Source organism: Enterococcus sp. DIV0421 (assembly GCF_051713745.1).
Lineage (GTDB): Bacteria > Bacillota > Bacilli > Lactobacillales > Enterococcaceae > Enterococcus_D > Enterococcus_D casseliflavus.
Genome location: NZ_JBIOQM010000002.1, coordinates 311,080 through 334,114, shown reverse-complemented (window position 1 = coordinate 334,114; position 23,035 = coordinate 311,080). Strand labels below are relative to the sequence as shown.

Annotated in this window: 22 protein-coding genes and 1 pseudogene; 1 reads left to right on the top strand and 22 read right to left on the bottom strand. The window is 43.3% G+C overall.

Annotated elements, in window-relative coordinates:
* Positions 1–93: 93 nt before the first annotated feature.
* The 4 genes from IGI96_RS12675 to IGI96_RS12660 all read right to left on the bottom strand — a co-directional run bounded on the left by IGI96_RS12675 (position 94) and on the right by IGI96_RS12660 (position 4,192).
* Complete coding sequence (locus tag IGI96_RS12675; RefSeq protein ID WP_438785184.1) at positions 94–1,074, bottom strand: hypothetical protein; 981 nt, start codon at positions 1,072–1,074, stop codon at positions 94–96.
* 56 nt (positions 1,075–1,130) lie between these two features.
* Positions 1,131–1,571, bottom strand: coding sequence for a helix-turn-helix domain-containing protein (locus tag IGI96_RS12670; RefSeq protein ID WP_438785183.1), 441 nt, complete (start codon positions 1,569–1,571; stop codon positions 1,131–1,133).
* Between the two features lie 550 nt (positions 1,572–2,121).
* On the bottom strand, positions 2,122–3,432 hold the full coding sequence (locus tag IGI96_RS12665; protein WP_016610053.1) for an NCS2 family permease: 1,311 nt from the start codon (positions 3,430–3,432) through the stop codon (positions 2,122–2,124).
* A gap of 160 nt (positions 3,433–3,592) precedes the next feature.
* Complete coding sequence (locus IGI96_RS12660) at positions 3,593–4,192, bottom strand: NUDIX hydrolase N-terminal domain-containing protein (RefSeq protein WP_010747733.1); 600 nt, start codon at positions 4,190–4,192, stop codon at positions 3,593–3,595.
* Positions 4,193–4,381: 189 nt separating this feature from the next.
* Here IGI96_RS12660 and IGI96_RS12655 point away from each other — a divergent pair, with 189 nt between their 5' ends.
* Positions 4,382–5,386 carry a DUF389 domain-containing protein gene (locus IGI96_RS12655; RefSeq protein WP_230472233.1) on the top strand — a complete coding sequence of 335 codons (1,005 nt, stop codon included), beginning with the start codon at positions 4,382–4,384 and terminating at the stop codon, positions 5,384–5,386.
* Positions 5,387–5,429: 43 nt separating this feature from the next.
* On the opposite strand, the gene IGI96_RS12650 is transcribed toward IGI96_RS12655, so the two are convergent.
* The 18 genes and pseudogenes from IGI96_RS12650 to IGI96_RS12565 all read right to left on the bottom strand — a co-directional run bounded on the left by IGI96_RS12650 (position 5,430) and on the right by IGI96_RS12565 (position 22,577).
* The gene (locus tag IGI96_RS12650; RefSeq protein ID WP_016610050.1) at positions 5,430–6,056 is read right to left on the bottom strand and encodes a zeta toxin family protein; all 627 of its coding nucleotides are present in this window, start codon (positions 6,054–6,056) and stop codon (positions 5,430–5,432) included.
* On the bottom strand, positions 6,057–6,923 hold the full coding sequence (locus IGI96_RS12645; protein WP_010747730.1) for a class II fructose-bisphosphate aldolase: 867 nt from the start codon (positions 6,921–6,923) through the stop codon (positions 6,057–6,059).
* A 22-nt stretch (positions 6,924–6,945) separates the two neighbouring features.
* The gene (locus tag IGI96_RS12640) at positions 6,946–7,338 is read right to left on the bottom strand and encodes a hypothetical protein (RefSeq protein ID WP_016610048.1); all 393 of its coding nucleotides are present in this window, start codon (positions 7,336–7,338) and stop codon (positions 6,946–6,948) included.
* A gap of 18 nt (positions 7,339–7,356) precedes the next feature.
* Positions 7,357–8,646: a PTS sugar transporter subunit IIC gene (locus IGI96_RS12635; RefSeq protein ID WP_016610046.1), complete on the bottom strand. Its 1,290-nt coding sequence runs from the start codon at positions 8,644–8,646 to the stop codon at positions 7,357–7,359.
* Positions 8,647–8,677: 31 nt separating this feature from the next.
* Positions 8,678–8,980, bottom strand: coding sequence for a PTS sugar transporter subunit IIB (locus IGI96_RS12630; protein WP_015509266.1), 303 nt, complete (start codon positions 8,978–8,980; stop codon positions 8,678–8,680).
* Positions 8,981–9,004: 24 nt separating this feature from the next.
* On the bottom strand, positions 9,005–11,074 hold the full coding sequence (locus tag IGI96_RS12625) for a BglG family transcription antiterminator (protein WP_270287941.1): 2,070 nt from the start codon (positions 11,072–11,074) through the stop codon (positions 9,005–9,007).
* Between the two features lie 235 nt (positions 11,075–11,309).
* Positions 11,310–12,359 carry an FUSC family protein gene (locus IGI96_RS12620; RefSeq protein ID WP_005234658.1) on the bottom strand — a complete coding sequence of 350 codons (1,050 nt, stop codon included), beginning with the start codon at positions 12,357–12,359 and terminating at the stop codon, positions 11,310–11,312.
* A gap of 261 nt (positions 12,360–12,620) precedes the next feature.
* Positions 12,621–13,841 (bottom strand): NAD(P)H-dependent oxidoreductase, encoded by a 1,221-nt coding sequence (locus IGI96_RS12615; protein WP_270287940.1) that lies wholly within the window; start codon positions 13,839–13,841, stop codon positions 12,621–12,623.
* Between the two features lie 26 nt (positions 13,842–13,867).
* Positions 13,868–14,473, bottom strand: coding sequence for an NADPH-dependent FMN reductase (locus tag IGI96_RS12610; RefSeq protein ID WP_005225450.1), 606 nt, complete (start codon positions 14,471–14,473; stop codon positions 13,868–13,870).
* 24 nt (positions 14,474–14,497) lie between these two features.
* Positions 14,498–15,436, bottom strand: coding sequence for an FAD:protein FMN transferase (locus IGI96_RS12605; RefSeq protein WP_270287939.1), 939 nt, complete (start codon positions 15,434–15,436; stop codon positions 14,498–14,500).
* A 201-nt stretch (positions 15,437–15,637) separates the two neighbouring features.
* Positions 15,638–16,489 carry a helix-turn-helix domain-containing protein gene (locus IGI96_RS12600; protein ID WP_270287938.1) on the bottom strand — a complete coding sequence of 284 codons (852 nt, stop codon included), beginning with the start codon at positions 16,487–16,489 and terminating at the stop codon, positions 15,638–15,640.
* A gap of 67 nt (positions 16,490–16,556) precedes the next feature.
* Positions 16,557–17,279, bottom strand: a complete 723-nt coding sequence (locus IGI96_RS12595; protein WP_270287937.1) for a deoxynucleoside kinase — start codon at positions 17,277–17,279, stop codon at positions 16,557–16,559.
* Positions 17,280–17,294: 15 nt separating this feature from the next.
* Positions 17,295–17,648 (bottom strand): annotated as a pseudogene (locus IGI96_RS12590) (nucleoside 2-deoxyribosyltransferase); the annotation flags it as partial.
* 81 nt (positions 17,649–17,729) lie between these two features.
* The gene (locus tag IGI96_RS12585) at positions 17,730–18,308 is read right to left on the bottom strand and encodes an LOG family protein (protein WP_156235558.1); all 579 of its coding nucleotides are present in this window, start codon (positions 18,306–18,308) and stop codon (positions 17,730–17,732) included.
* Positions 18,309–18,630: 322 nt separating this feature from the next.
* Positions 18,631–19,038 carry a helix-turn-helix domain-containing protein gene (locus IGI96_RS12580; protein ID WP_128488860.1) on the bottom strand — a complete coding sequence of 136 codons (408 nt, stop codon included), beginning with the start codon at positions 19,036–19,038 and terminating at the stop codon, positions 18,631–18,633.
* Between the two features lie 279 nt (positions 19,039–19,317).
* Complete coding sequence (locus IGI96_RS12575) at positions 19,318–19,494, bottom strand: hypothetical protein (protein ID WP_156235561.1); 177 nt, start codon at positions 19,492–19,494, stop codon at positions 19,318–19,320.
* A 9-nt stretch (positions 19,495–19,503) separates the two neighbouring features.
* On the bottom strand, positions 19,504–20,082 hold the full coding sequence (locus IGI96_RS12570) for a WxL domain-containing protein (RefSeq protein ID WP_438785457.1): 579 nt from the start codon (positions 20,080–20,082) through the stop codon (positions 19,504–19,506).
* 221 nt (positions 20,083–20,303) lie between these two features.
* Positions 20,304–22,577, bottom strand: coding sequence for a pectate lyase-like adhesive domain-containing protein (locus IGI96_RS12565; protein WP_438785182.1), 2,274 nt, complete (start codon positions 22,575–22,577; stop codon positions 20,304–20,306).
* Positions 22,578–23,035 lie beyond the last annotated feature (458 nt).

The window sequence follows — 23,035 nt, the reverse complement described above, 5'->3', positions numbered from 1 at the left end:
TTTTTCACCCTAGGGGGAAATTAAGTATAAAAAAACCTATGCAAAAGGCTTTCTTTCCTTCTGAATAGGTAAAAAATAGGGTTATTATTTTAATTATTTTATAAGTTCGAACATTTTTGGTTCGATCGTTTTGAATAAGAGTTCCCAATCTTGTTTATCTGGAACTGTTTTCAATAATAGGCAGTTGGTGCTCACCTTATACTCTGACAAGTATTCACTGTAGTTTGTCACAATTAAATCAATATCTTCTTGGTTTAAGAATTCTTCCGTCAAAGCTGGAATCGTAATAAAAAAGATTTGATGACGATCACCAAAGTATTGATATACTCGCGATCTTATCAATTGACAGACATACAGATCGCCTTCTAATAAAAAAACAATTCTCTTGCTTTTGTACAAATACTGTTCTTTCAATCTTTCTCCCAGCAAAGTTAAGCTCGCCGTAATATCTTCCAAAAAGTCTTCTGCTATTCCTGATTCAGCGAAAAAGGAGCGCAAAAAGTGATGATTGTTGATGTATGATTCTTTGCATTCATGTTTTGTTTTCTCTATGATTTCTGACATTATTCTATTTTGAACTGGTGAAATTAGATGATTCACGTACCTAGAAAGGAAGAACGCACGATAGATCCATAAAATTTCTGATGTATACAACTCAGGCGAGCAATTCTTGAGATAGTTTTCAGTTAAATGAGCAAAAGAATCAATGCGCTGCAATTGCGTACAGAATACCTTATCTTGGTCTATTTGATCAAAAGGCCGCTTGGCAATCGTTACTAAAAATAGCCAACAGAGCTCATCTGCACATAATTCCACTTGATAGATCTTTTGAATTCTTTGCTGAATCAAGAATAAATTAAGAAAATCCTTGTTATTCCTAACACTCTTGTAAAGATTTGTTGGTACATTGATCCTCTTTCCCTGGCGTACTCGCTCGATAGCAATATATAAATTATAGTAAAATTCATTTGGAGAAGTACCTGTACCAATCGTAATTTCCTTGATTTTAGATAAAAAAGTTTGATAGATCAATTCATGAATCTCTTTTGGAGGAACCAACGTATGAGGGGTCATTTCCCCTTCATAGTAAAAATCTTTGAAAAACTTTCGGATGTTTGCTTCATCGCCTTTTAAATCAATGGAGTGAGTGATAGTTTTAATCCGTATTCTTTAAGAACCGGCTCAATTTGTCTCAAATAGCGTCGAAATGACGTTTCTGATATGTGAAATCGGTCAATTAATTCCGCTACGTCCTCTAGCTCTCCATAGAAAACGTTTCCCAATAATTCAAACAAAATTTCATTTTGCAATAGTTTTTCTTTTTGTTCAATAAATCGAAGGGAGTTCTTTTTTTCGAAAAGGTACCCATTGTTCGTTGAAACAATATGCGCACTATCAGAAAAATACTCCTTTAGCTTATTTATATCAGTTAAAATCGTCCGTTCTGAAACCTCATTTAGTTTAGCTAATTGACCCTTAGTCGCTTTTTGTGTCCGCTCAAAAAGATTCAATATACGAAACCAGCGAATAGTTGTTGGATCAACAATAAACTTTAACTGCAGATCTTTCATCCTAACACCTCCCAACTTTATAGAAAATCATACCATGTATTTTTAACCCATAATCATTTTTTCATTCCTTTTCTAACTTACTACATTTTCTCAATGATGTGAACGTCACTTGTAAATGAATATTTTTTTGCTATTGATCAAAGACTCTAGTCAAAAAATATCAAAACAATTACTGCTGAAAAGAAGGCGTTATTTATCTAATCTAAACAAAGAACAATTGAAGTAAGAAAACCTATACAAAATCAGCTACGCCAAACCTTTTCCTTTTGCATGTGCTATCATTTGATTGAAGAAAATTATAAGTTAGAATCAATGATTCGTTTTTTTAAATCTGAATAAAATCATATGAATGTTAGGTAAAAATAGATTGCCTTAACCACTCCTCGTATTTGTAAAAAATGAAAAAAACTACTATTCAGCATCCATCGCTTTAATAAACACTGTTTTACTTTTTTCAGTTTGTATTTATCAACTCTTATTCTCAATACAAAAAAAACAGCTAAGCCAAAAGCTTAACTGTTCTTTCTTTTATAATTGATAAACGTCTCTCTCACACATTCAAAATCCACATAAACCCAAGAAAGACAAAGAACAAGCCGTACATGATCGGTGAGACTTCTTTGCCGCGTTTGGCTGCTAACATGGTGATTGGGTAAAAGATGAAGCCCAAGGCGATCCCATCGGAGATGCTGTAGGTCAACGGCATGCCTAATAGAATCAAGAAGGCTGGGATTGCAATTTCCATTTCGTGCCATTTGATTTCTCGTAGCGATTGTGCCATCAGCACGCCTACGACGATCAGAGCTGGTGCTGTCACTTGGGAAGTAACAACGGATAGCAATGGTGAAAAGAACAAGCCGAACAAGAAGAAAACTCCAGTCGTCACGGCAGTCAAGCCAGAACGACCGCCCACGGCGATCCCAGCGGAGGATTCGACATATGCGCCTACTGGTGAGGTCCCTAATAAAGAACCAGCGAGCATGGCGGTGGAGTCAGAAGCAAGTGCTTTGCCGACCCGCGGCATTTTGTTGTCTTTCATAAAGCCCGCTTGATTGGCAAGTCCCACCAAGGTGCCTGCCGTATCAAAGAAAGTGACGAGTAAGAAAGTCAGTACTACGACCCACATTTGCAGGGAGTTGATGTCTCCTACATGGTTTAGCGCCACTAAGAATGTGGACGAAATACTCGGTGCAGCAGAAACGATACTGGATGGTGCTTGGATCAAGCCAGTCAAAAGACCTAAAACAGTTGTTGCGGCCATCCCGATAAAAATTCCACCAGGAACTCTGCGAACCATCAAGACGGCAGTGATCACTAAACCAAAAATCGTCAGCCACGTCGTACCGACACTCAATGACCCTAGTGCCACAAGGGTCGAATCGTCGGAAACGATGATCCCGCCTTCGCTCAATCCCAAAAAGGCGATGAACAGACCGATCCCCCCAGAGATGGCGTATTTTAAATCAGCAGGGATCGCATCAATGATCAGCTCCCGTAATTTGAAGATCGTAATCACGATGAAAATCAGTGATGCCACAAACACACCCGCTAATGCTGTTTGCCATGGAACCCCCATTCCAATACAGACTGAATAAGAAAAGAAGGCGTTGATCCCTAATGCGGGTGCCGTAGCGATCGGGTATTTTGCTAAAACTCCCATCAAAATACAGCCCAATGCGCTGGCTAACGCCGTTGCCGTAAAGACGGCACCTTCGTCCATCCCAGATGCCCCAAGGACCGTTGGATTGACGAATAAAATATAGGCCATCGAGATAAAGGTGGTAAAACCAGCTAAGATTTCTCGTTTGACCGTTGTTTGTAAGGCATCCAGCCCAAAAAAGGAATTGATTTGATTCTTCATTTTTACTCCTCCAGCAATCAAGCAAAGGTGTCGCCATTGCTTGATTTTTTATAATGAAAACGACGAAATCAATCATAAACCAACTTTATCTGCAAGTAAATATTATCCAGTTAAAAAAACCAATAAAACGCTTTTTCCAACATCTTACCCTTAGCTGTTTCTAATCAACGTGTAACGACTTCTCATTCACCAATTGCTCCAACTGTTCCTTGGTGGTGCGCTTGATGGAAAGCTTCGGCAGCTCCTTCAACGAAAAGTAATCGCTGTTAGAGGTTTCACTGTTTTTGATGAAGTCCCCTGCCAAAACATCACAGGCAAAGACCAGCTTATAGTATTGAAACACTTGCGGAATGTCTGGTCTTAGATTCGTATCAAAAATTGCTCGCAGTTCCTTGACCTCAACGAGCAAACCGGTTTCTTCCAGCACTTCTTTTTTGATGTTTTCCCGTGGCGTCAAGCCAATTTCTGCATAGCCTCCTGGCAGTGACCATTCTTTCGTCAGGCTGTCTTCCACCAGCAAGATTTTTTCGTCTTTTTGGATCAATGCCCGTACATCGACTTTGGGCGTAGGATAGCCCTCATTTTTTTCTGTTAAAAGGGTCAACGCAGCTGCGTCTTGATCCACGACGGTACTCATCAAATGCAATGCCAACTCTTTGATCTCTTGGTAACGTTCCTTATCGTACACATCTTTGCCATAGTACAAACCTGCTTCAGCGATCGATAACAGGCGTTTGTATTGCGCAAAATAATCTTTCATCCATTCCCCGCCTTTTCCATTTCTCTGTTATGCTTCTTATTCTAGAGGAAATCGGCTGTTTTGCAAAAGATTGGCAACCCAATCCTTGAATTCTCATGGCTGCCAACGCCTAATAAACGCAGATTTTTGTAAAATCAGTCGATTTAAGGGACAATGAAAAGAGTAGAACGATTTTTCTCAGAAAGGATGATGAAGGTGAACTTAACGCCTGATTTAGTTTCCAAAGAACAATTGATTGGAAAAATTCAAAAAGATATGGACCAAACGATGCTCGTCTATGCACTTTTAGTTTGTGCAACGCTGATTGCTTCGATTGGTTTGAATTACAACTCTACGACAACGATTATCGGGGCGATGTTGATTTCGCCACTTTTAAATGGGATCAACGGGATCGGCTTTGGTTTAGGTCTTTCCCATTTACGTTTGGTTAAAAAAGGACTGCTGGTCTTTAGCATCCAAGTCATCATCGTACTAATCATCTCATTTGCCTTTTTCTTACTCACGCCAGTCAAAGATACAACACCTGAAATCATCACCCAAACGTCTGCGACGATTTGGGATATTTGCGTCGCATTGATCGGTGGTTCAGCACTGGCATTTGCCAAAGTCAGGGGCCGCGACAACGATGTCATTATCGGTGTCTCCATCGGGACGTCCCTGATTTTGCCGCTTTGTGTAACGGGTTATGGGCTGTCGATCAAAGACTATTCGATTTCATGGGAATCCGCTCAACTCTTTTTCACCAATTCCTTTTTGATTTGTTTTTCCTTGTTCATTACCATCTGGCTGTTGCAATACGGGGATTTTCGTCATCAAAAATGGTGGAAGTTTGCCGTGGTTGCCTTACCGATCACGGTCATTGGTAGTTTCTTCGTTTATACGACGATCCAAACGACCATCGTGGAATACCATGCCAAGCGTTTTGTAGAAGCCAAACTGGGGGAACATTATTTGCTAGAGCAAACACTTAATGAGCAGAAACAATCCCTTGAATTAAAACTCGTCGGTGAACCACTCTCGAAACGAGCGGTCGCGCAGCTTGAAGCAAGTCTTGAAAATTATGCTTTGCCCGACTACCAGCTCAAGGTCAATGTCTATTCTGCCAATAAAGAGGGGCAATTTGATGCCAAAGTATTAGCCGAAATCCTCCAAGTCCAAAACCAAGGAACTTCGAAATTTTTGGGTTTAGACTAAAAAAATAGGCGCTGCCCTTTTCAGGTGTAGCGCCTGTTTTTCTTCAATTTAAGTCATTGAGTTGCTCAGCGATTCTCTCGATTAATGGGCGATAATCCACTTGCTCGTAATCTTCCACATTGACTTCGATAAGCGCTCCTAACTGAAAGTCATCGTAACGGCGATCAGTGATGATTTGCCGAAACGCTTCTTTGGTTATATGGTTGGTTGCAGCTTGTCTATCTTCCAGCACATCCCCGTAATGGTACCGTTCCATGATAAAACTCAAATGGCGGTCATCCGCTCGATCACGTAAGTAACGTCTTTCCCATAAGGTTTCAAAAGAAGCTGTCAAACGTATGGTCAAGCACTCATAGCCATAGCTTTGGGCGAGAAAAGTCAGCAAGGGCTTCTGCTTTTCACTAAAGGGGTATTCCGAGACCACCAAGCGTTTTCCTAAAGACATGTACAAACCCAATGCCTGATAGTAAAAAGGCCAAACATACTGCTTTTCGATCTGGGCTTTTTCTGCCAATGAATCAAAGCCGAGGGATTCGGCAGAGCACTCTTTGATTTCATCTGGCGTAAGAGCGAAAAGATCAGGAAAACGTGTCTTCAACAGGTTCAGTAAATAACTTTTTCCAGTTCCAGGGCTGCCTGCTAATAAAACAAGCATCTTTTTGCGTACCATCTATTTGCCGATCGCAGTCGGCGCTTTCGTATTCATGAAAAGGCCGATCTTATGCTTGACGATTTCTTTGATGGCTTCATTGGATGGGATCACGTTGTGGCGCAATGATTTGTTGACTTCCGTTGCCCCAAAATTTTCTTTCGCAATCTTCGTCCAATTGACCAACAATTCAGTACCTACATTAAACTTGCGAATGCCGTTATTGATCAATTCGGGATAATCTTCTTCTTTGACGCCAGTTCCTCCATGAATGACTAGCGGCACGTCGACGACTGCATGGATCTCCTTCAATAACTCAACATTCACTTCGGTTTTTGAGCGGAATTGACCGTGATTGGTTCCGATAGCGATGGCTAGCGCATCGACGCCAGTAGCAGCAACAAATTCTACCGCATCTTCTGGGCGTGTGAAGACTTTATCGTCTTCTTCCACATGAATGCCTTCTTCTGTGCCGCCGATCGTTCCTAGTTCTCCTTCGACGGACACCCCATGAGCATGAGCGTATTCGACGACTGCGCGCGTCTTCAAAATGTTTTCTTTGAAGGGCAAATGCGAGCCATCATACATCACCGAGCTATAGCCGCTATCAATCGCCGCTTTGATCTCATCGAAATCTCTGGCATGGTCCAAATGCAAGACAGCATCTACTAGCTCGTGATCGGCAATCGTTTTGACGACATTGACCAAGACATCATAGCCGATGTATTTCGCCGTATCGATACTTGTTTGAATGATGATGGGTGCCCCCATCTCTTTGGCTGCCCGCAGCATACTTGGCAGCATTTCTAAATTATGGGTATTAAAAGCCCCCACTGTAAAATTCAATGCTTCTGCTGTTTTCGTTACTTCTTTTAATGTTGTATACATCCTTGATTCCACCTCGTCTAGTTTAATTGCCGCTGATCGTAAGTTGTTTGGCGATTTGCCGCATTTCTTCCATTTTGTCCATGTAATAGTCGATCTTTGCATCGTCGCCGTTTCGTGCAGCGGCGGCACGCTGAGCATTGTATAGGGACATCAGTTTTTTGTAGCCGTCCCCGATCGATTTTTTCGCCTGCAAGCTTTTTTCCAATGCGTCGATCGCTTCTTCTGTGCGGGAAAGTTTTGCCTGCGCCAAGCCTAACGCTTCATACAATTTTGCTTGTTCGTCGATGTCAGTTTCTGCTTGCAACTGACTTTCTAGTGTTGCAATAAGCGCTTCTGCCTCTTGGCTTTCTTCAGCGGTCAAAGGAACCGCTGGTGTTTCTGTGGGCTTTTTTTCTTTTTTGAAAAAAGAGAACATGCGTCTTCCTCCTAGCGATTAAAAGTTTTTCAATAAGGGACTGATGATCCAAGCATATAGCAAGGCTGCCGTGACGGTATCCACATCAGTTGCCGTAGCGTTAACAAAGCCCATTTGATTGAAGATCGTTACAAGTAGGGCTGGCAGTAACGTAATGAAGAAGCCGTGAAAGATCCCTCCGATGATCGCCCCTCGACGTCCACCGACCGCATTGCCGAAGATCCCAGCGGTACCGCCTGCAAAGAAGTTCGTCAGCATCCCTGGCAAGATCATCGCCAAGCCAAAGACTGGTAAAACGAACATGGCGATGACTGTCCCAATCGTTGTAGTAATGAAGCCTAAAATAACTGCATTGGGGCTATATGGGAAGAATACTGGGCAATCGAGTGCTGGTTTTGCATCAGGCACCAATTTCATGGCGATCCCACGAAACGCAGGGACGATCTCGCCTAAGAGCAACCGAACGCCTGCTAGCAAAACATAGACCCCAACCACGAATTGAATGGCTTGCAAGAAGGCATACATGATGTAATTTTGATCACCAGAGAGCGTAGAAGCAAAGGTTTCTCCAGCAAACAAGACCGTCACGATATACAGTGGAACCATCACGACCATGACAGAAAGATACGTATCTTGTAAAAATTCAAAAGAACGTGGCAGTTTGATGTCTTCGATCGATTTTTTCTTCTCGCCTCTTTCTCCAAACAGATAGGCAACGCCTGCTTCAAAGAGGTAGCCGATCGTACAGAAATGTCCGAGAGCAATGTCGTCTGACCCAGTGACTTTGCGGATGATGGGCTGAGCCATCGCTGGCATGGCTACGGCAAAGATCGCCCCAATCACCCCACCGACAAGAATCAAGACAACGCCGCGTAAACCAGCGAAATAGCCAAAGACCGTCGTCATGGTCGCCATCCATAAAATGGCTTGACCCGTTAGGAAGATATATTTCCATTTTGTAAAGCGTGCCAATAAAATATTAAAAACAAAGATGGCTAAAAATGTCAGCGCTATGTCCCGACCCAAGCCCAACTCATTCATCGCTTGCCCGTTGATGGCTTCGATGGAAGGAATTATGCCTTGCATGTCGAATCCTTCTGTGAAAATCTCGCCGAAATAGGTCAGACTACCGACGATGATGCTAGAACCAGCGCTTAAAACCTGGAAGCCCAATAGCGTCTTCAAACTTCCTGAAATGACTTGACCTGCTGACTTTTTCTGAAGCAGCAGCCCTAACATCGCGATCAAAGCGATCGTGATCGATGCCTGCGTTAAAATATTATCAATGATAAAATTGATGATGCCCATTTTTTCAAACTCCCTTCGTCATGCCTCTTCCTTACAGTGCGCCTTTTTCCGTTAATACTGGGATGATTTTTTCTTCGATTTCTGGTTTGGAAACGATGTTGCGTAAATAAATAATTGCGGTTGTCGGGTCCAAGGCAAACTTTTCAAATTGCGTTCGGAAATTCTCTGCCGTAATGATGATGTCTGGTTTCATTGATACCGCTGATGAGATATCAACATGATCCAATTTCGCCTCCACTCCTAATTTCGTTAAGACATCTTCTGTTGACATCTGAGCCGCAAAGCTGCTGCCAAGACCTGCACCGCATACGAATAAGATCGATAATTTGTTCATGATTTTTTCCCCTTTTCTTGTTTTTTATGAAAATAGCAATGATTGAAAAGCTTCAATCGTAGAGCAAGCCAGCAACTGCGTGACTTTTTCTTCATCATTGATCAGTTCGATCAATTCCTTCATGATGGCAAGATGAGAGTAGGAGTCCACCGCAGCCAAGCAAAAAATGATTTTGACGGGGTCCATTTCTGGGTTCCCAAATGCGACTGGCGGTGCCAAGGTGAGGACACTCACACCCAACTGCTGGGCGCCATCTTCTGGTCGAGCATGCGCCAGCGCCAAATGTTTGCCAATGACGATATAAGGACCGTATTCCTTCACCGCAGCAACCATTGCCTCGATATAGCGTTTTTCGATGATCTGTTCTTTTAGTAGCGGCTGCGCAGAGCGTTCAATGGCTTCTTCCCAATTTTGAACAGGAACGTTTAATTGAATATGACTAGCGGATAAAACATCTTTTAACATTGGCTGAATCTCCCTTGCATTAATGGCTAATTGATTTTGTTCAAACAAGTGTGTCAATTTGCGATAGGCGACAGCATCGACTGTCCCGCCGCTTTCTTCAATCACTGTAAGCAACTGATTGAAGAACAGCGTGGCATTTTTTTGGTCAAAGGCGATCCGCTTGAATTGTTCATTGTTGTTTAAGAAACGGCGGATCACTTGGTGATTTTCTTCATTGATGATCGGTGGGATCAGTAATACTGGCTTTTCTCGATAATCGATCTCATAGGTTGAAAAAACCAGATCCACATCGAATTTCGTAATCAAATTGACTTCTTGTGAATTCAAGACTGCCGCGACTTCTACTTCTGGAAATTTCTCCTTGAGGCTGGCTGCCAGCAGATTGCCGGTTGCCATTCCATGGTTACAGACAACGACCGCCTTATAGATCGTAATAATCTCGTGGTTCAGTGAACTTAGGGCTGTAGAAAAATGAATCACGAGAAATGTCAGTTCATCTTCTGATAGTGGTTGACCGACGATCTCTTCGATCGTAGGAGCGAACCCCTTGACGGCTTGGTAGATTTGTCCATAATTTTTGCGAACGGTCTCTTTGATCGGATTGGGTACTTGAATGCCGCTCTTGGCTCGAACGATCAGCGCGGCCATATGTTTATACAATCCCTCTAACAGCTCTTCTTCCTTTTTACTAAAAGGGATCTTGGTTTGGCATTCCACAAATTGAATCAGCTGCAGCGACAAAAGTTGCGCATGCGCCCATTCGATGGAATTGGACAAATCTTTAAAGTTCAGTGACTCAATGATGAAAGAAAGATAGTTGACTTCGATTTCTGGTGGCTGGATCGAAAAGGTTTCAGCGATCGCCTGGATATAGGCTGACCCTTGAAGCTGATTGCTGGAAGTAGACCAGTTCATGCGAGTGATAAATTCCTTCATTCTGATACGCATCAGCCAAATGGCGGTAAACAATAAGATTTGGCTACTGTACAACTCATTTTGATTTGGCGGCAACACTGTTTGCATCACTAGTTGGATCTGTTTGATTTCTTTTTGCGGCAAATAGCGATAAAGCAATTTCGTAAAGACTAGATCTGGGGTCTGTTTATCAAGTGGCAGCCTACCGATCCGCTGATTGATGATGTCAAAAATCATCGTCCGAATCGCTCGCTCCGATCCATTCAACCGCAGTCCTTTTTTTCCTAGGCTGATGATCTCAATGCCATATTTATTGATGTCCGCCCGCAAACGGCGCATGTCTTCATCCATGCTGCTTTTTGATATCTGGTACGCTTCTTCTTTTTTATTCAACACCAGGATCTCTTTTGAAAATGTCAGATGCAGCAACAGATCAAAACTACGCTCTTCACGGGTCATATATTCCGACTGTTGTGAGTGTAATGCCTGCCAAACGATGGCTTGTTGTTTCGAGGTCAGTTTCAAAAGGATGCCCTTTCCTCGAAGGGTTTGGATCGGTCCGATGTGTAAGTCAGCAAGAAACGTGTTGATCTCATTCAAATCATTGCGGATCGTCCGCCCACTGGCTGCGGTCTCTTCTGCCAGTTGCTCGATGGATAGTGGATAATCAGTCACCAACAGGCGATGCAAAACATCTACGATTCTTTTTTTCACAACTTTCTCTCCTTCTCTGATTTGAGTATATGATTTCGCTTACAACAAAAAAAGTAGATGTTTCTGCCACTTTAGTTTGCAAAAATGTAAACGCTTCTATTTCAAAATAGGAACCTTTGCTCGATTATTTCATATTTCCCTTAATTTTCCTATCCGATGGAGATAACGTTTAGATAGAGGATCAAAGGCAAAAAAAGCAAGAGCTGCTGCTCTTGCTTATCGATGATGGTGCATTCTATTGTGTTTGATCCGTCGTGTCTTCTGGTTTATTTCCCAGTGCTTGTTCCATTTGCTTTACTGCCCAATCCATTAGAAAGATCAACAGCATTGCCAGCACGCTGCCGATCAATGCCCCTGAAAAACGCAATGGGATCAATTTCAGCGGCGTAAAACTAGTACCGATGGTCATTAACAGCAGGACTTGCGGGTTGGTAAAAAAATTAGCAACGGTATAATTGACTGGCATAAAAAACTCCGTCAATATGTTTAGAATGATCAATACCACTGCGATCGCTTCAAGGGGCATATGCAAGGACATCAATAAGAAACCCAGCAGCAGCCCCACGATTCCTCCCAGTACCCTACCGATCGTGCGATTTTTGATTTTTTCCATATGTTCTCCTGCCAAGACGGCAGCAGCAGAAATCAAGATCCAATAGCCGTTGCTGTCCCGCAACAGATAGGCAATGTAGGTCGCAATAAACAATATCAAAGAAAAGTGCAGCGCCTTGATGACCATTTCTGGTTGCTGAGATAATGCTAGCGAATATTTCTCGTGCAAGCTCAGTTGTTGAAAGGCCGTTTTTTCTTCTTTCAACGGCAGCTGTTCAGCCAACGAAATCACCAGTCCAGCAAGCAGTGAGCCTGCGATGCCATAAAGCAAATAGGAACTGTGGTGCAAGATCTCTCCAAGGTGCGCTGCGTGAAAATTAAAGCCGGTGGCATAAAGCATCAACACGAAGAAATAATCGGGCTTGGGGATCCGCATCACTTTTGACAACAAAAACGCAGAAAACGATAACGCACCGATGATAAAAGGCGCGCTCCAAGGAATCAGTGCTGTCCCAGCGCCTAAAATAAATGCCAGCAGCAGCGCAGCGCCGTGGGTCAAAATGGCGCGCAGATTATAAAAAAGGGACCGATGTTGAAAAGCCAAGTAGGAAAAAGCCCCCATCGCCCCCACAGAACTTATCAAAGGGTCCTGAACGAGGATCCCTATAAACAAAGGAACCGCCATCGCAAACCCTGATCCTAACGGACGCAAGACTTTTCGTTTGTCTTTCATGCAATTCCTCCTATCAAAAAATATGTACGATGATACAGCCGTTTTATAAGCAACGTCCTAAACTAGTATACGAAGCAAAAGATGAATATGCAAATTTTTTTCAGAAACTTTGTGAAATCCTCGCAACGATGTCCTTGATCAACTCAATCGCTCATAGAAAACCGTTTATTCATGAAAAAGCAGCAAAAAGAGAAGCATTCGCTTGGCAACTGATTGCAAGCGAATGCTTCTAGCGATTCCTTCTCTCCCTTTAGACAACCCTTATTTCACTGAAGCGCTGGTGACCGCATCTGCTGCAGGTGCGTCATGAGTACTGGCACAAGTGACCGCATCGGTCGGTTCTTGGTGCACAGAAGCACTGGAAATGGCGTCTTCATTGCCGACAAGTTTTTGGCCGGTTTGTTGCAAATACCATTCGATGATTGGCTTGAAATCAAGGATGTATTCGTTGATCCCCGCATATTCGCCGTTTTCATCGTGCATCGCTTGATAATTGTGGACGATGTATTTTTCTGGCACCTGTTTCGGCACATGGACCCGAACCGCGTCGGTTGCCCCACTGCGCAGCTGTTGGATCACCCACTCAACATTTTTGAAAGATTTTTCAGGATGGCATTTTGCTAACGGATTGCCGACTTGTCCTGGCACACGTGCTGCCAGCATATTTTGGGCTTCTTCCCGCAGATTGTAATACAAGAATTGGTTATTGCTGTCGGCAAATGTCAATTCCATCGGCATCGAATCTAAGAAGTAATTGATCTGATCAACTGTCAGCAAGCCGCGATTTAGTTTGACGTAGGTATTGCCAGAAACAGCACCGACTGCTTCAGCGGCTTTTTCCAGCCATTGATCATCATACATATCCACCCCTTCCACGGTGGTTGCGATTTTCCCTGTGGCGTAGAGATCTTCGGGCGGCAATTGTTTAGGACCCGCTAAGGCAGAAACGACTTTGATAAATTGCAAGAAGCTGTTGATCGTCGCATCTAAAAAAGCAACCGTTCGGGCATCGATCAAATCACCCGCTTCATCAAAAGCTTCTTTGGCTTTGCCTAACAAAAACTCATTCCCTGGCATCACTAAAGCATTGACTCCCGGTGCGTCCAAAATCTGGCGCAGATGCAGCTGGGCCCTTGAAGTTCCTTGATCATAGTAAGAGGCACCCACGATCATTACTGGTTTGTTTTCCAGAGGATGGATTTTGAATGAAAGCCATTCTAGCAAGCTTTTCAGTCCTGCTGTCACGGTATGGTTGTGCTCTGATGTAGCAATGATCACACCGTCTGCCATCAATAATTGCCGATTCAAACGCTGGATGGCTGGGCTTTGGGTTTGATCTTCCTCTTGATTAAAGAGAGGAAAGTCTTTGATCTCTACAAGTTCTAACGTGAATTCCTTTTTGTATTGCTTTTTGATAAAGTTCAGCAGCTGACGATTGGTGGAGACTTCAGCGGCTGATCCGACGATTCCGATCAATTTCATTGTCTTTACGCTCCTATCTTTTGCGGTTAGATGGTTTCCCATGAAAATTCAGCAGCTTCTTTTTGATTGGCGGCATGGGCGTGCTGCAACTGGCTGGTAATTTTTACAAATAAAAGAAAATCGTTGAACAGTCCTTGCAGTTTTTGGGTCTGCTCTTCATCGATCAAGTTGCCTTGCTCGTCAAACGCTTGCAGCGAATGACCTAATAGAAATTCAGAGCTAGGCATGATCCGTGCTTTTAACTCTGGAGAGTCCAGAATCTGTCTTAGATGGGCTTGGGCACGAGAAGAACCTAACGTCCCATAAGAAGCACCAGTGATCATCACTGGCTTGTCAACAAACGGGAAAATTCCATAGGACAACCAGTTCAAGGCATTGATCAACGCTGCGGGTACGGCATGATCGTATTCTGGTGTGCTGATGATCACACCGTCTGCTGCCGCGATTTTTTCGGCAAGCTGGGTTACTTGTACGGGCAACTCTTTTGATTCTGGTTTGTTGAACATTGGAAGATCTTTGATCTCGACTAGTTCGATCTCTGCCTCATTGGCAAACATTTTTTTCATAAACTGCAACAACGTGCGATTGGTGGAACGAGTGGCATTGGTTCCTACGAATCCGATAAATTTCATCCTGTCTCTTCCTTTCTGGTTGGGCTATCTTAAAAGTCTTGCCTGAATGCCTTTAGAGGCAATGACTTCATTTTCTTTGGTTACGATGATTCCTTCGATTTCTGGCTGCTGCTGAATCTCTTGTAAAACAACTGGAATGGGCTTGCCAAACAAGCGCGAAGTCCAGATTTCCCCCAGTAACGATGTCGCTGCAACGATCGTGATGCTCAAATACCCACATTCGATGGGAAAGCCACTCTGAGGATCAATCAAATGATGATACGTTCCTTCAGCGGTGGTCAAAACCCGCTCATAGATCCCCGAAGTGACGACGGTTTGGTCCTTGATTGGCAGAATGCCCAAGGTGTCTGCCCGACCGCCTTTGGGATCTCGGATCCCGATCCGCCAATGCCCGTCCGAATGATTTGGTGCAGCGCCGAAACAGACAATATTTCCGCCTAAGTTGATCAATCCATACGCTACGCCACGGGCTTGGCAAAGGGTGCGTAACTTATCAGCGATGTAGCCTTTTGCTAATGCTCCGAGGTCGATCCTCATTCCAGCTTTTTTCAAAAAAACCTTGCCTGCTGCCAATTGGATCTGTTGCGGGTCTGTTAACGCAAGCAACTCTTTGACCTGCGTCTCTGTTACGATGCGGGCATCTTCAAACCCGATGCGCCATGCTTGGACCAGTGGACCGATGGCAATATTCAGCTGACTGTGAGGAGCACAGCTATGGTGTTTGCCGATTTCGATCAGCTGGTACAATTCTGGATCAAGCACAAGCCCCTTTTGTCCTGCCAACTGATTCAGCTGATTCAATTCCGATCGCGGATCATTGGCACTAAAGCGATGGTCGTATCCTTTCAGCTGGGTCTCCAGCTCGTCCAGTACACTTTCTGGTTTTGTATGAGCGACTTTTAACTCAATGGACGTGCCCATCCGCTGAATCGTGCGAGCGGCTTCTCTCACTGCTGCCTTCATAAAATCTCTTCTCCTAAAAACGATGCATCACAAATTATGTTAGTTTTTTCACAATTAAAGAATACTTCCGATATATTTTTTTGTCAACACGATTATATATTTTTTTATATAAGAAAAAACAAAAAAAGCAGTCCCTTCGTCGAAAGGACTGCTAGTTATCAAGCATTTGAGCAACAAAACTTTTTTGTCGAAAATATATTTTTATTCGATCGTTTCTTCGACCGCTTTTAAATGCGCCAGTAATTTTACGTTTTTATTGATTTTGGCATATGCTCGTGCATCGTGTAACATTTCCAAAATTGTTTCTTTCGGCTGTTGTTCGCGAATGGCATTTTCGGTCAGTTGGGCTGCCGCGCGAGCCAAGTAGTAGGTCAAATGATTGTCAGAACAAATCGCCAACACATAATTCAACAAGGTATCACTAGTTTCCAAATCATCGACTTTGGCATAAAAGACGCCGCAATGAAAGACGATGTTCAACACCCGCCACGTGTCTTCGATCGTTTTGATCGGATAGGTATAAATTTTCTCAAAGACCTTCGTCACATAAAACTCGGCCTTTGCCCATTCTTCTTCTCTGGCATACACCAAACCGATCCCAGTATACGCTAAGAGATCAAACAATTCCTCCGCCGTTTCATTCATCAATAACTGATCGAATTGAAACAGGACATCGGTAATCGCAGCTTCATTAAAAATCATTTCAAAGCCTTTTAAATAATCATATTGCGCTTTTAATGCTGGTTCATCGATCAGCTTCACTTCGATTTGACTTAACAATGCAGCCAACTGTTCATACTCGCTCGTGATCAAGTAGAATTCGGCTTTTGCCAATTCTTCTTTGACTTTGGTCGTTGCGACATTCATGGAAGAAAACAAGTCGACCAATGGCAAGCCGATCCGATTACACAATTTGATCAAAATTTTGAGGGACGGTGCCTGCCCGTTGTTTTCAAATTTACTCAAAGTGGCTTGCGTACAGATTCCTTCCGAAAGTTCTTGCTGCGAGAAGCCCGCCTGTTTTCTCGCTTCAATAAATCGTTCAACATTCATCGCCTTGCTCCCTCCCATTGTCGATAAGACACTTCTTTTTTTTCGTAAGCTGGCCTCAACTGCTGGATCAGTTTGTCACAGATGCTGCGTTTTTCTTAGAAAAATCACCTTTTGCGATGGCTTTGTCCGTACAATAGTGGCCTTTGCCATGGGTCTGACGGACTTCCGCCAATTTTTCTTGGATCATCTCGAGGATCACCATGAGGTTGTCTTCATTGGCAACAAAGTCCAATTGATCCCCATCAATTTGCATTTTCGGACACACGTCAAAGTTTTCATACCATTCATCGTATCGCTGGTTTAATTCTTTGTAATAGTCGTACAATGTCGGATCGTTGGCAATTTGTTCATAGGAACGACCACGTTTGTTGATCCGTTCAATCATTGTATCCAAGGAAACCTTAATATGAACCATTAGATCTGGATGTTTCAATGGCGCTGATTCTTCCAATTCCCGCAACATCGTGTTCAACAGGTTATCGTATTGTTCGACTTCCATCGGTGCGATGCGACCTAGATCCGCATTTAGATGAAACATCAAACTATCCTCATAGATGGAGCGGTCAATGACATTGTCATCATTGGACAAAGCTTCCCGCATCCCTAAAAAGCTTTTGTTTAAGAAAAAAATCTGCAATAAAAAGGCGTATCGTTCTGGATTGGAATAAAACAATGGCAGAACATCGTTGTCCTCCACGTTTTCATAGAAAGGCTTCGACGCCATTTCCTTCGATAAAAAATCAGTCAAACTGCTTTTTCCTGCCCCGATCGTTCCTGCGATTAATAACACATTCATCATCCTTTATTAAATATAGTCACCGACAAATGCTCGGTGCGCCATCGCTTCAAAATCATACGCTGTTCGTGCCGCCAAATCAGTCAAATACGCTTGCACCGACTCCGTCAACATTAGATTGACCGCCGCGGCTTTTTCCTGAAAAGCGATCACTGGTTTATTTCGTTCGTGTGCTGCGCCGATTTCAAAGACTGTTCCCGGATCGGTGATCCCTTCATGGTCATCCAAAACGGCAACGACGACGTCGGCTCGTGTCAATTCCAGCATGTCTTTTTCGAAAATTTCTCTCGCCCATTCTGGTGTATTGGGTTCAGATGAACCTTCTTGGTAAAAGCGTGGCGAATAGACCGCCAAGGGCTGCGGGTTTTCAGCTAAGCCGCGTTCTACTTGTTTGAGTCGGGCGACTTGTTCGTTTGAAAAAAGGTCCCGCTAAATAGGCATGCTTCATCCTGCCAAGCACTCCTTTCCTGATCCCTTCGCTGCCAGTCGTTGGATCAGCGACTCAACGTCAGATAGGAAAAAGAGCGTTTCAGACAGTTCAGCCCAAGCAAAGCTAGAAGCTTCAAACATTTTTAGCAGCGGCTTCAGTCCATCATTTAAGCCTTCGGTCATCAATACACCGATCGGCTTGCCTGACAATGACCCAAGAGTCATAAAAGAGCATACTGATGACAACTCCTCTAGTGTACCAAATCCACCAGGTAATACAAGGTAGGCATCGCTCATTTCCAGCAATTGTTGCGTTTGTTCCTCCCTCGTATCCGTATAGAACTCGGTGTATGTGCTTGATCCAGTGATGATTGGCGGCAAATCTTCTGCAAAGGAACCTGATGGATAGATCCCTGTCACTGCGCCTTCTTTCTCAAAGACCCCTTTCACGATCTCCCTCATCAAGCCAGCCAAAGGGCCGCAATACACCAACTCGATGTGATTTTTTGCCAAGGCATTGCCGATGGCACGAGCGGTCTTTGCCAACTTTTCCTCATTTTCTAAACGGGTGCCGCAACATACAGTTACTCTCAAAAACAACAGCTCCTTCTTCACTACATCTGCTATTTTACACAATCTCTTAAAAAAGTAAACACTACATATTGTGTTCCATTCGAAAAAAATCCATTGTATTCACCATATATTGTATATAGTCGTTAGCATCTTTTCGCTTTTTCTTAAACGTTACAAACCTTGAAAATAGCAGAAAAGGAAAAGTAGAATCAGCTTTCATCGATTGCCTCAGCCCTCTTTCATCCCACATAAAAAAACACGATGCAGCTAGGCTCGTGTTTTTTTATCCATCACTTTTTTTCTCTTGTCCAAGCAAAATTTAGCAAAAAACTGTATAAAAAATTTATTTTTCGTCAGTAGCTGCTTTCAGTTTTTCCAACTCCTCTTGCTCGACAAAAAAGGTCACTTCTCCTGTTTCTAAATCGACGGATGCTTTGACTTCAACCCCTCGTGGGAAAAACTTGCTGGCATCGGTCTCGATTTTCAAACGCATCGTTCCATCTTTCAATCCAGCACCATAGGTCATCGTACGAAAGTTCTTTTTCATTCCTGCTCGCTCCTTTTTTAATAGCTCATCGACACTGCACCCATAAAGGGTACTCAGTTTCAATAAATTCAAACTGTCTGGGACCGTCTTGCCGGTTTCCCAATTTGAGATCGATGTGCGGGTCACTAAAATTTTTGTTGCTACTTCTTCTTGGCTCATTTGCTGTGTGACTCGATGGTTCTTTAGTGCTTCCCCAATCGTCATCTTGCCCTCCTTCTCCTACCTTAACGCAGACCTGCTGTGATTTCTGCTCAAATCCATTGATATTACGGCATTGTCAAACAGTTTTGACAGGATTTTCTTAAACGAACTCTCCGTGATAGCGGTTTTCTTTCTATCATAGTTGAAAAAAGAACAAATGACTAGAAAATGATCTTCTTATTTTTGGGGAAGCATTTAGCGATCGACTACATCTTTTGTGACAGAATTTTTCCGATCTACTTCTTGCCCTTCAACGTGAAGGAATAAAAAGCATTATCTGCTCTAGTAAACGCAATGAATGATCCCCTCATTCTCTAAGCAAAGAAGATTCGCCAAAGCATAAAGAGCGCTATCGGTTGCTTCATCATCGATGGCTGCTTGCAGATAAAAAAACAGCTGCAGATTTTCTCTGCAGCTGCTGGCTCCATTTTCTTCCTTTTTTCGATTACTGAGAAACATTGGGGCGGCTCAGTCCATCTCTGGGACAAAGCTTAATTCCCAATGGATAATGCCCGTATAGCTTGTTGCTTGCGGTGTAGCACTGACAGGAACTTCCAGCATCACACTTTGATCCATTGTTTCTCCATCACCAAAACGTTGGATCCATGTCCCGCTGCCTTGTCCCTCTTCTGCTTTTGCCAAGATTTGTCTGCCTGCATTTAGTTCACGACTTTCCCAGTAGGTTGGGGCGCTGGAGGTATTCGAACTTGTCGTTGCCATGCGGATGTTGTTGAGTAAGAGCTGGACTCCCCGCAGCTGATGGCCTTCCTCACTGACAAACCCTGCTTCATCAAGCCGTGCGCTCAGTGTCCAGCCGGTGGACTCCTCACGCCGATCCGAAATTTGAACATAATTTGGACGTTCTTCACCAGCAGGATCATTCTCTGCATTGCGCAGCTTTTGCGGCAGTGCTGGATAATAGGCTTGACTCGAACGAATCGGCACGTGTCCGAAATCAAATTGCGAGATAAAGTCGATACTGATCAACCCTTGGTTTTCAGGAAGAGTCGGACGATTGTCTGGATCAACATCTACATCAGGATTCAGAGGATCTCGAGGATCGACACCGTCTACGATGACGGAGGTCTCATCGCGTCGTCCATTTAAAAATGCCGTCGCCGTTACAACTTCTTGCCCGCGGAAATAATCAAAGTCATCAAATTGGGAGAGATCAAATTCAAAGGAGCCATCTTCTTCGGCAATGACATGGAACCTTTCTGTTTCGCCCTCACCATTTACAACAGTATCTAAGGTTGGTTCTGGTAAACTCAGATCCCTACTGAAACGAACGTAAGCGCCGGACTGGTTTCTCCCGTGATCGTATAGGAATTGCGTTGAGAGCGATCATTGGTCAGAGGATCAAGCGCGATCTCGACAGGAGGAATATTCTCAAACAAGAGACGTTGCGCTCTTGGCGTAAAGTTCGCTCTGGCATGTTCTGCTATATTGGGATCTACTGCGCTAACCGTATTAGTCGGTATTCCTGTTGCATTAATATTCGCGTTCAACCTCAATATATTCTCCCAATCAAAATTAGGATTCTCGTTTGTATTTCCAGGGATCCATTGCTTAATCGACTGATTACTTACATTTAGTCTTGCATTTCGAATCACGTGTGCCGTACTTGAGGTGATTGATCTAGTCCTTTGTAAATTTATCCTTGCAGCATCATCTATATTGATCGTTGAGTTATTCGTATTATTGTTGGTCGAAAACATAATTAAACTTTGGCTTGCTGAGAGACTGTCTGACTTAATATCTAGGGTAGCATCTTCATCAATATTAATTTGTCCAGATGCGTGAAAAAAAATAGGATGACTAGCAGAGTTATTTTGATTGACTGCTTCAATATCAAGCGTACTCCCTTTTCTGAGATTAATACTGCTACCATGACCAGGTGGCATAGAAATGATATTGGTCGTATCATTATTAAGCCCCGTATTACGTCCAGAATTGGAGATTTTTAATGTGCTTTCCTCTAGTAGATTGATATGAGTAGTCTGAGCCGGAGTCCAGCCATTAGTTGAAATAGCAGGAAAATTGCTTTTAGACGTCAAATCAAGGGTCGCACCTTTACCTACGGTTAAGACAGGACTAAATCTAAAGAATATATTTGCTCCCCACGCTTCACCTTGTCCTGTACCATTTGCAATGATCGTAACCTCCGCATTGTCTCCAATCGTAAACGTTGGATTGGGACTATGAGGAAACCAAACATTTCCTGAATTGATTGTCGAAAGGTGAACTTTAGCCCCCTCAAGAACTTCCAAATAACCGACTTCAAAATTCACTTGGTTGGTCGCATTAATATTCCAATTACCACGTCCGAATCCTACATCATAAGGATCCATTTGTACAGAAGAAACATGCCCCGATAAACTAGCTGTAGCATGAAACCCATGAAACAATTGATTACCGACCTGTGTGACATTATGGTAACGCATCGTTGCATTCCTTTGATCAGCATCATTTAAATCATTGTATTGAATGGGTCCAAAATAATTTCCACTATAAATTTCAATATTTTGGAGTGTAATATCCCACGGTATATTTTCTTCATCATTGACCGTTGAGCTCCAAAAACATACCGACACGGCTCGAAAATCAATTTTATGTTTTCCTTGTCCATCGATGATTAACGTTCGAGAAATGTCTGGTCTCCTATTATCTAGGTAGGCAACTCCTCGACTTTCATTCATAACCGTATTGGCAGGGTGCATCCACACTCCCCCCCAGTCACGTAAAGTAAAATGTGAACTCGTCGACGTTCCTGCTCCAGGCAATCCCTCCATCGGGCGATCAGGAGATTCAAAATCATCTACCAAGAGAATATGATTATATCTAACATCCTGTATAGCAATCATAAAATCCACCCAATTATCTACCTCTATCGTCCGAACATCATCCCCTAATAAATACAGATTGCCCGGATCATCGGCATCATAGAGAAGCGGTTGACTCGTTTGCTCTGTTTGGTCAGGATCGTTTGTTTCTGGCTGCTCTTCGTTTTCAGGTTCTGCTTCCTCTCGATCACTTTCTTGCGCTTCTTCCTGACCTTCCTCACCTTCTGCTGGTGGATCTTGGATTTCTATCTCTATCCGTTCTTCTCCTACCATGACTTCGTAGGTTCCTTCTTCTTCAAAGGTTATCGGCAAAAGCCAATTGCTCTGAGGTATTTCGCTAAGCAGCTGCCATTGGTCAGCCTCCACCTGTTCAATTGTCATTCCTTCGGGAAACAAGGAGGGCTCGATCACTGCCTCTGGCGGCAGAACCACCGCCACTTCGGTTACTGGCTGATGTGCCACGATTTCGATGGGGATTTTCTCCCCTAAATAGCCTTGCTTGTTACTTGTTAAAAATTGAAAATCAACGTCTGTTAAATCAGCCATTTCTTCCGCTGAAGAAAGCTCATCCTCTTCTCGTTCTTGCTCTTGCAGCGCATACAATGGCGCAATAAAAGTATCTCGTAAGAAGGGAAAACTCAACGGAATACTCACTAGCCCAATCACTAGGAGCAGCAATTTTAGCGGCTTCTTTTTCATTTTGTTGATCTCCTCCTTTCTTTGTCTAGGTACTATGATTGTGACGATTGGCTAGTGACTGCTCACAACAACTAGGAAACACAGCCAACGAAATACTCAAAGCCAATACAGTTTTTGCCCCTTTTCTTCGCTTAAGCTGAGCAATGCGTTTCTTATGGATAGCTGCCAGAGGTCCCAGCCTAAACGCTTTTGAAAAATCTGATTTAGAAGTGAAAAACAAGTACTTACTCCTCTTTTCCTTCGGAGAAAGACCCACACTCCTTGATTGTCTCTTTAAGTATAATGGACAGCGCCACAGATCAAAAATCAGGATATTCATCAGTCAAGGAAATCCTTGCATGGGCGGCATTTCCTACTTCTAGATCAGGAGAGGTCATTGAAGCGAAAACGTCCCACTGTCGGTTTCAGAAAATCAAAGCGCATACCGTTCGACCTGGTTGCTCCTATACAAAAAAACA

Coding starts and splice junctions, on each gene's coding strand:
- IGI96_RS12675 (WP_438785184.1), bottom strand. CDS start 1,074: ATGACCCCTCATACGTTGGTTCCTCCAAAAGAGATTCATGAATTGATC.
- IGI96_RS12670 (WP_438785183.1), bottom strand. CDS start 1,571: ATGAAAGATCTGCAGTTAAAGTTTATTGTTGATCCAACAACTATTCGC.
- IGI96_RS12665 (WP_016610053.1), bottom strand. CDS start 3,432: ATGAAGAATCAAATCAATTCCTTTTTTGGGCTGGATGCCTTACAAACA.
- IGI96_RS12660 (WP_010747733.1), bottom strand. CDS start 4,192: ATGAAAGATTATTTTGCGCAATACAAACGCCTGTTATCGATCGCTGAA.
- IGI96_RS12655 (WP_230472233.1), top strand. CDS start 4,382: ATGAAGGTGAACTTAACGCCTGATTTAGTTTCCAAAGAACAATTGATT.
- IGI96_RS12650 (WP_016610050.1), bottom strand. CDS start 6,056: ATGGTACGCAAAAAGATGCTTGTTTTATTAGCAGGCAGCCCTGGAACT.
- IGI96_RS12645 (WP_010747730.1), bottom strand. CDS start 6,923: ATGTATACAACATTAAAAGAAGTAACGAAAACAGCAGAAGCATTGAAT.
- IGI96_RS12640 (WP_016610048.1), bottom strand. CDS start 7,338: ATGTTCTCTTTTTTCAAAAAAGAAAAAAAGCCCACAGAAACACCAGCG.
- IGI96_RS12635 (WP_016610046.1), bottom strand. CDS start 8,646: ATGGGCATCATCAATTTTATCATTGATAATATTTTAACGCAGGCATCG.
- IGI96_RS12630 (WP_015509266.1), bottom strand. CDS start 8,980: ATGAACAAATTATCGATCTTATTCGTATGCGGTGCAGGTCTTGGCAGC.
- IGI96_RS12620 (WP_005234658.1), bottom strand. CDS start 12,359: ATGAAAGACAAACGAAAAGTCTTGCGTCCGTTAGGATCAGGGTTTGCG.
- IGI96_RS12615 (WP_270287940.1), bottom strand. CDS start 13,841: ATGAAATTGATCGGAATCGTCGGATCAGCCGCTGAAGTCTCCACCAAT.
- IGI96_RS12610 (WP_005225450.1), bottom strand. CDS start 14,473: ATGAAATTTATCGGATTCGTAGGAACCAATGCCACTCGTTCCACCAAT.
- IGI96_RS12605 (WP_270287939.1), bottom strand. CDS start 15,436: ATGAAGGCAGCAGTGAGAGAAGCCGCTCGCACGATTCAGCGGATGGGC.
- IGI96_RS12600 (WP_270287938.1), bottom strand. CDS start 16,489: ATGAATGTTGAACGATTTATTGAAGCGAGAAAACAGGCGGGCTTCTCG.
- IGI96_RS12580 (WP_128488860.1), bottom strand. CDS start 19,038: ATGACGATTGGGGAAGCACTAAAGAACCATCGAGTCACACAGCAAATG.
- IGI96_RS12575 (WP_156235561.1), bottom strand. CDS start 19,494: ATGTTTCTCAGTAATCGAAAAAAGGAAGAAAATGGAGCCAGCAGCTGC.
- IGI96_RS12565 (WP_438785182.1), bottom strand. CDS start 22,577: ATGAAAAAGAAGCCGCTAAAATTGCTGCTCCTAGTGATTGGGCTAGTG.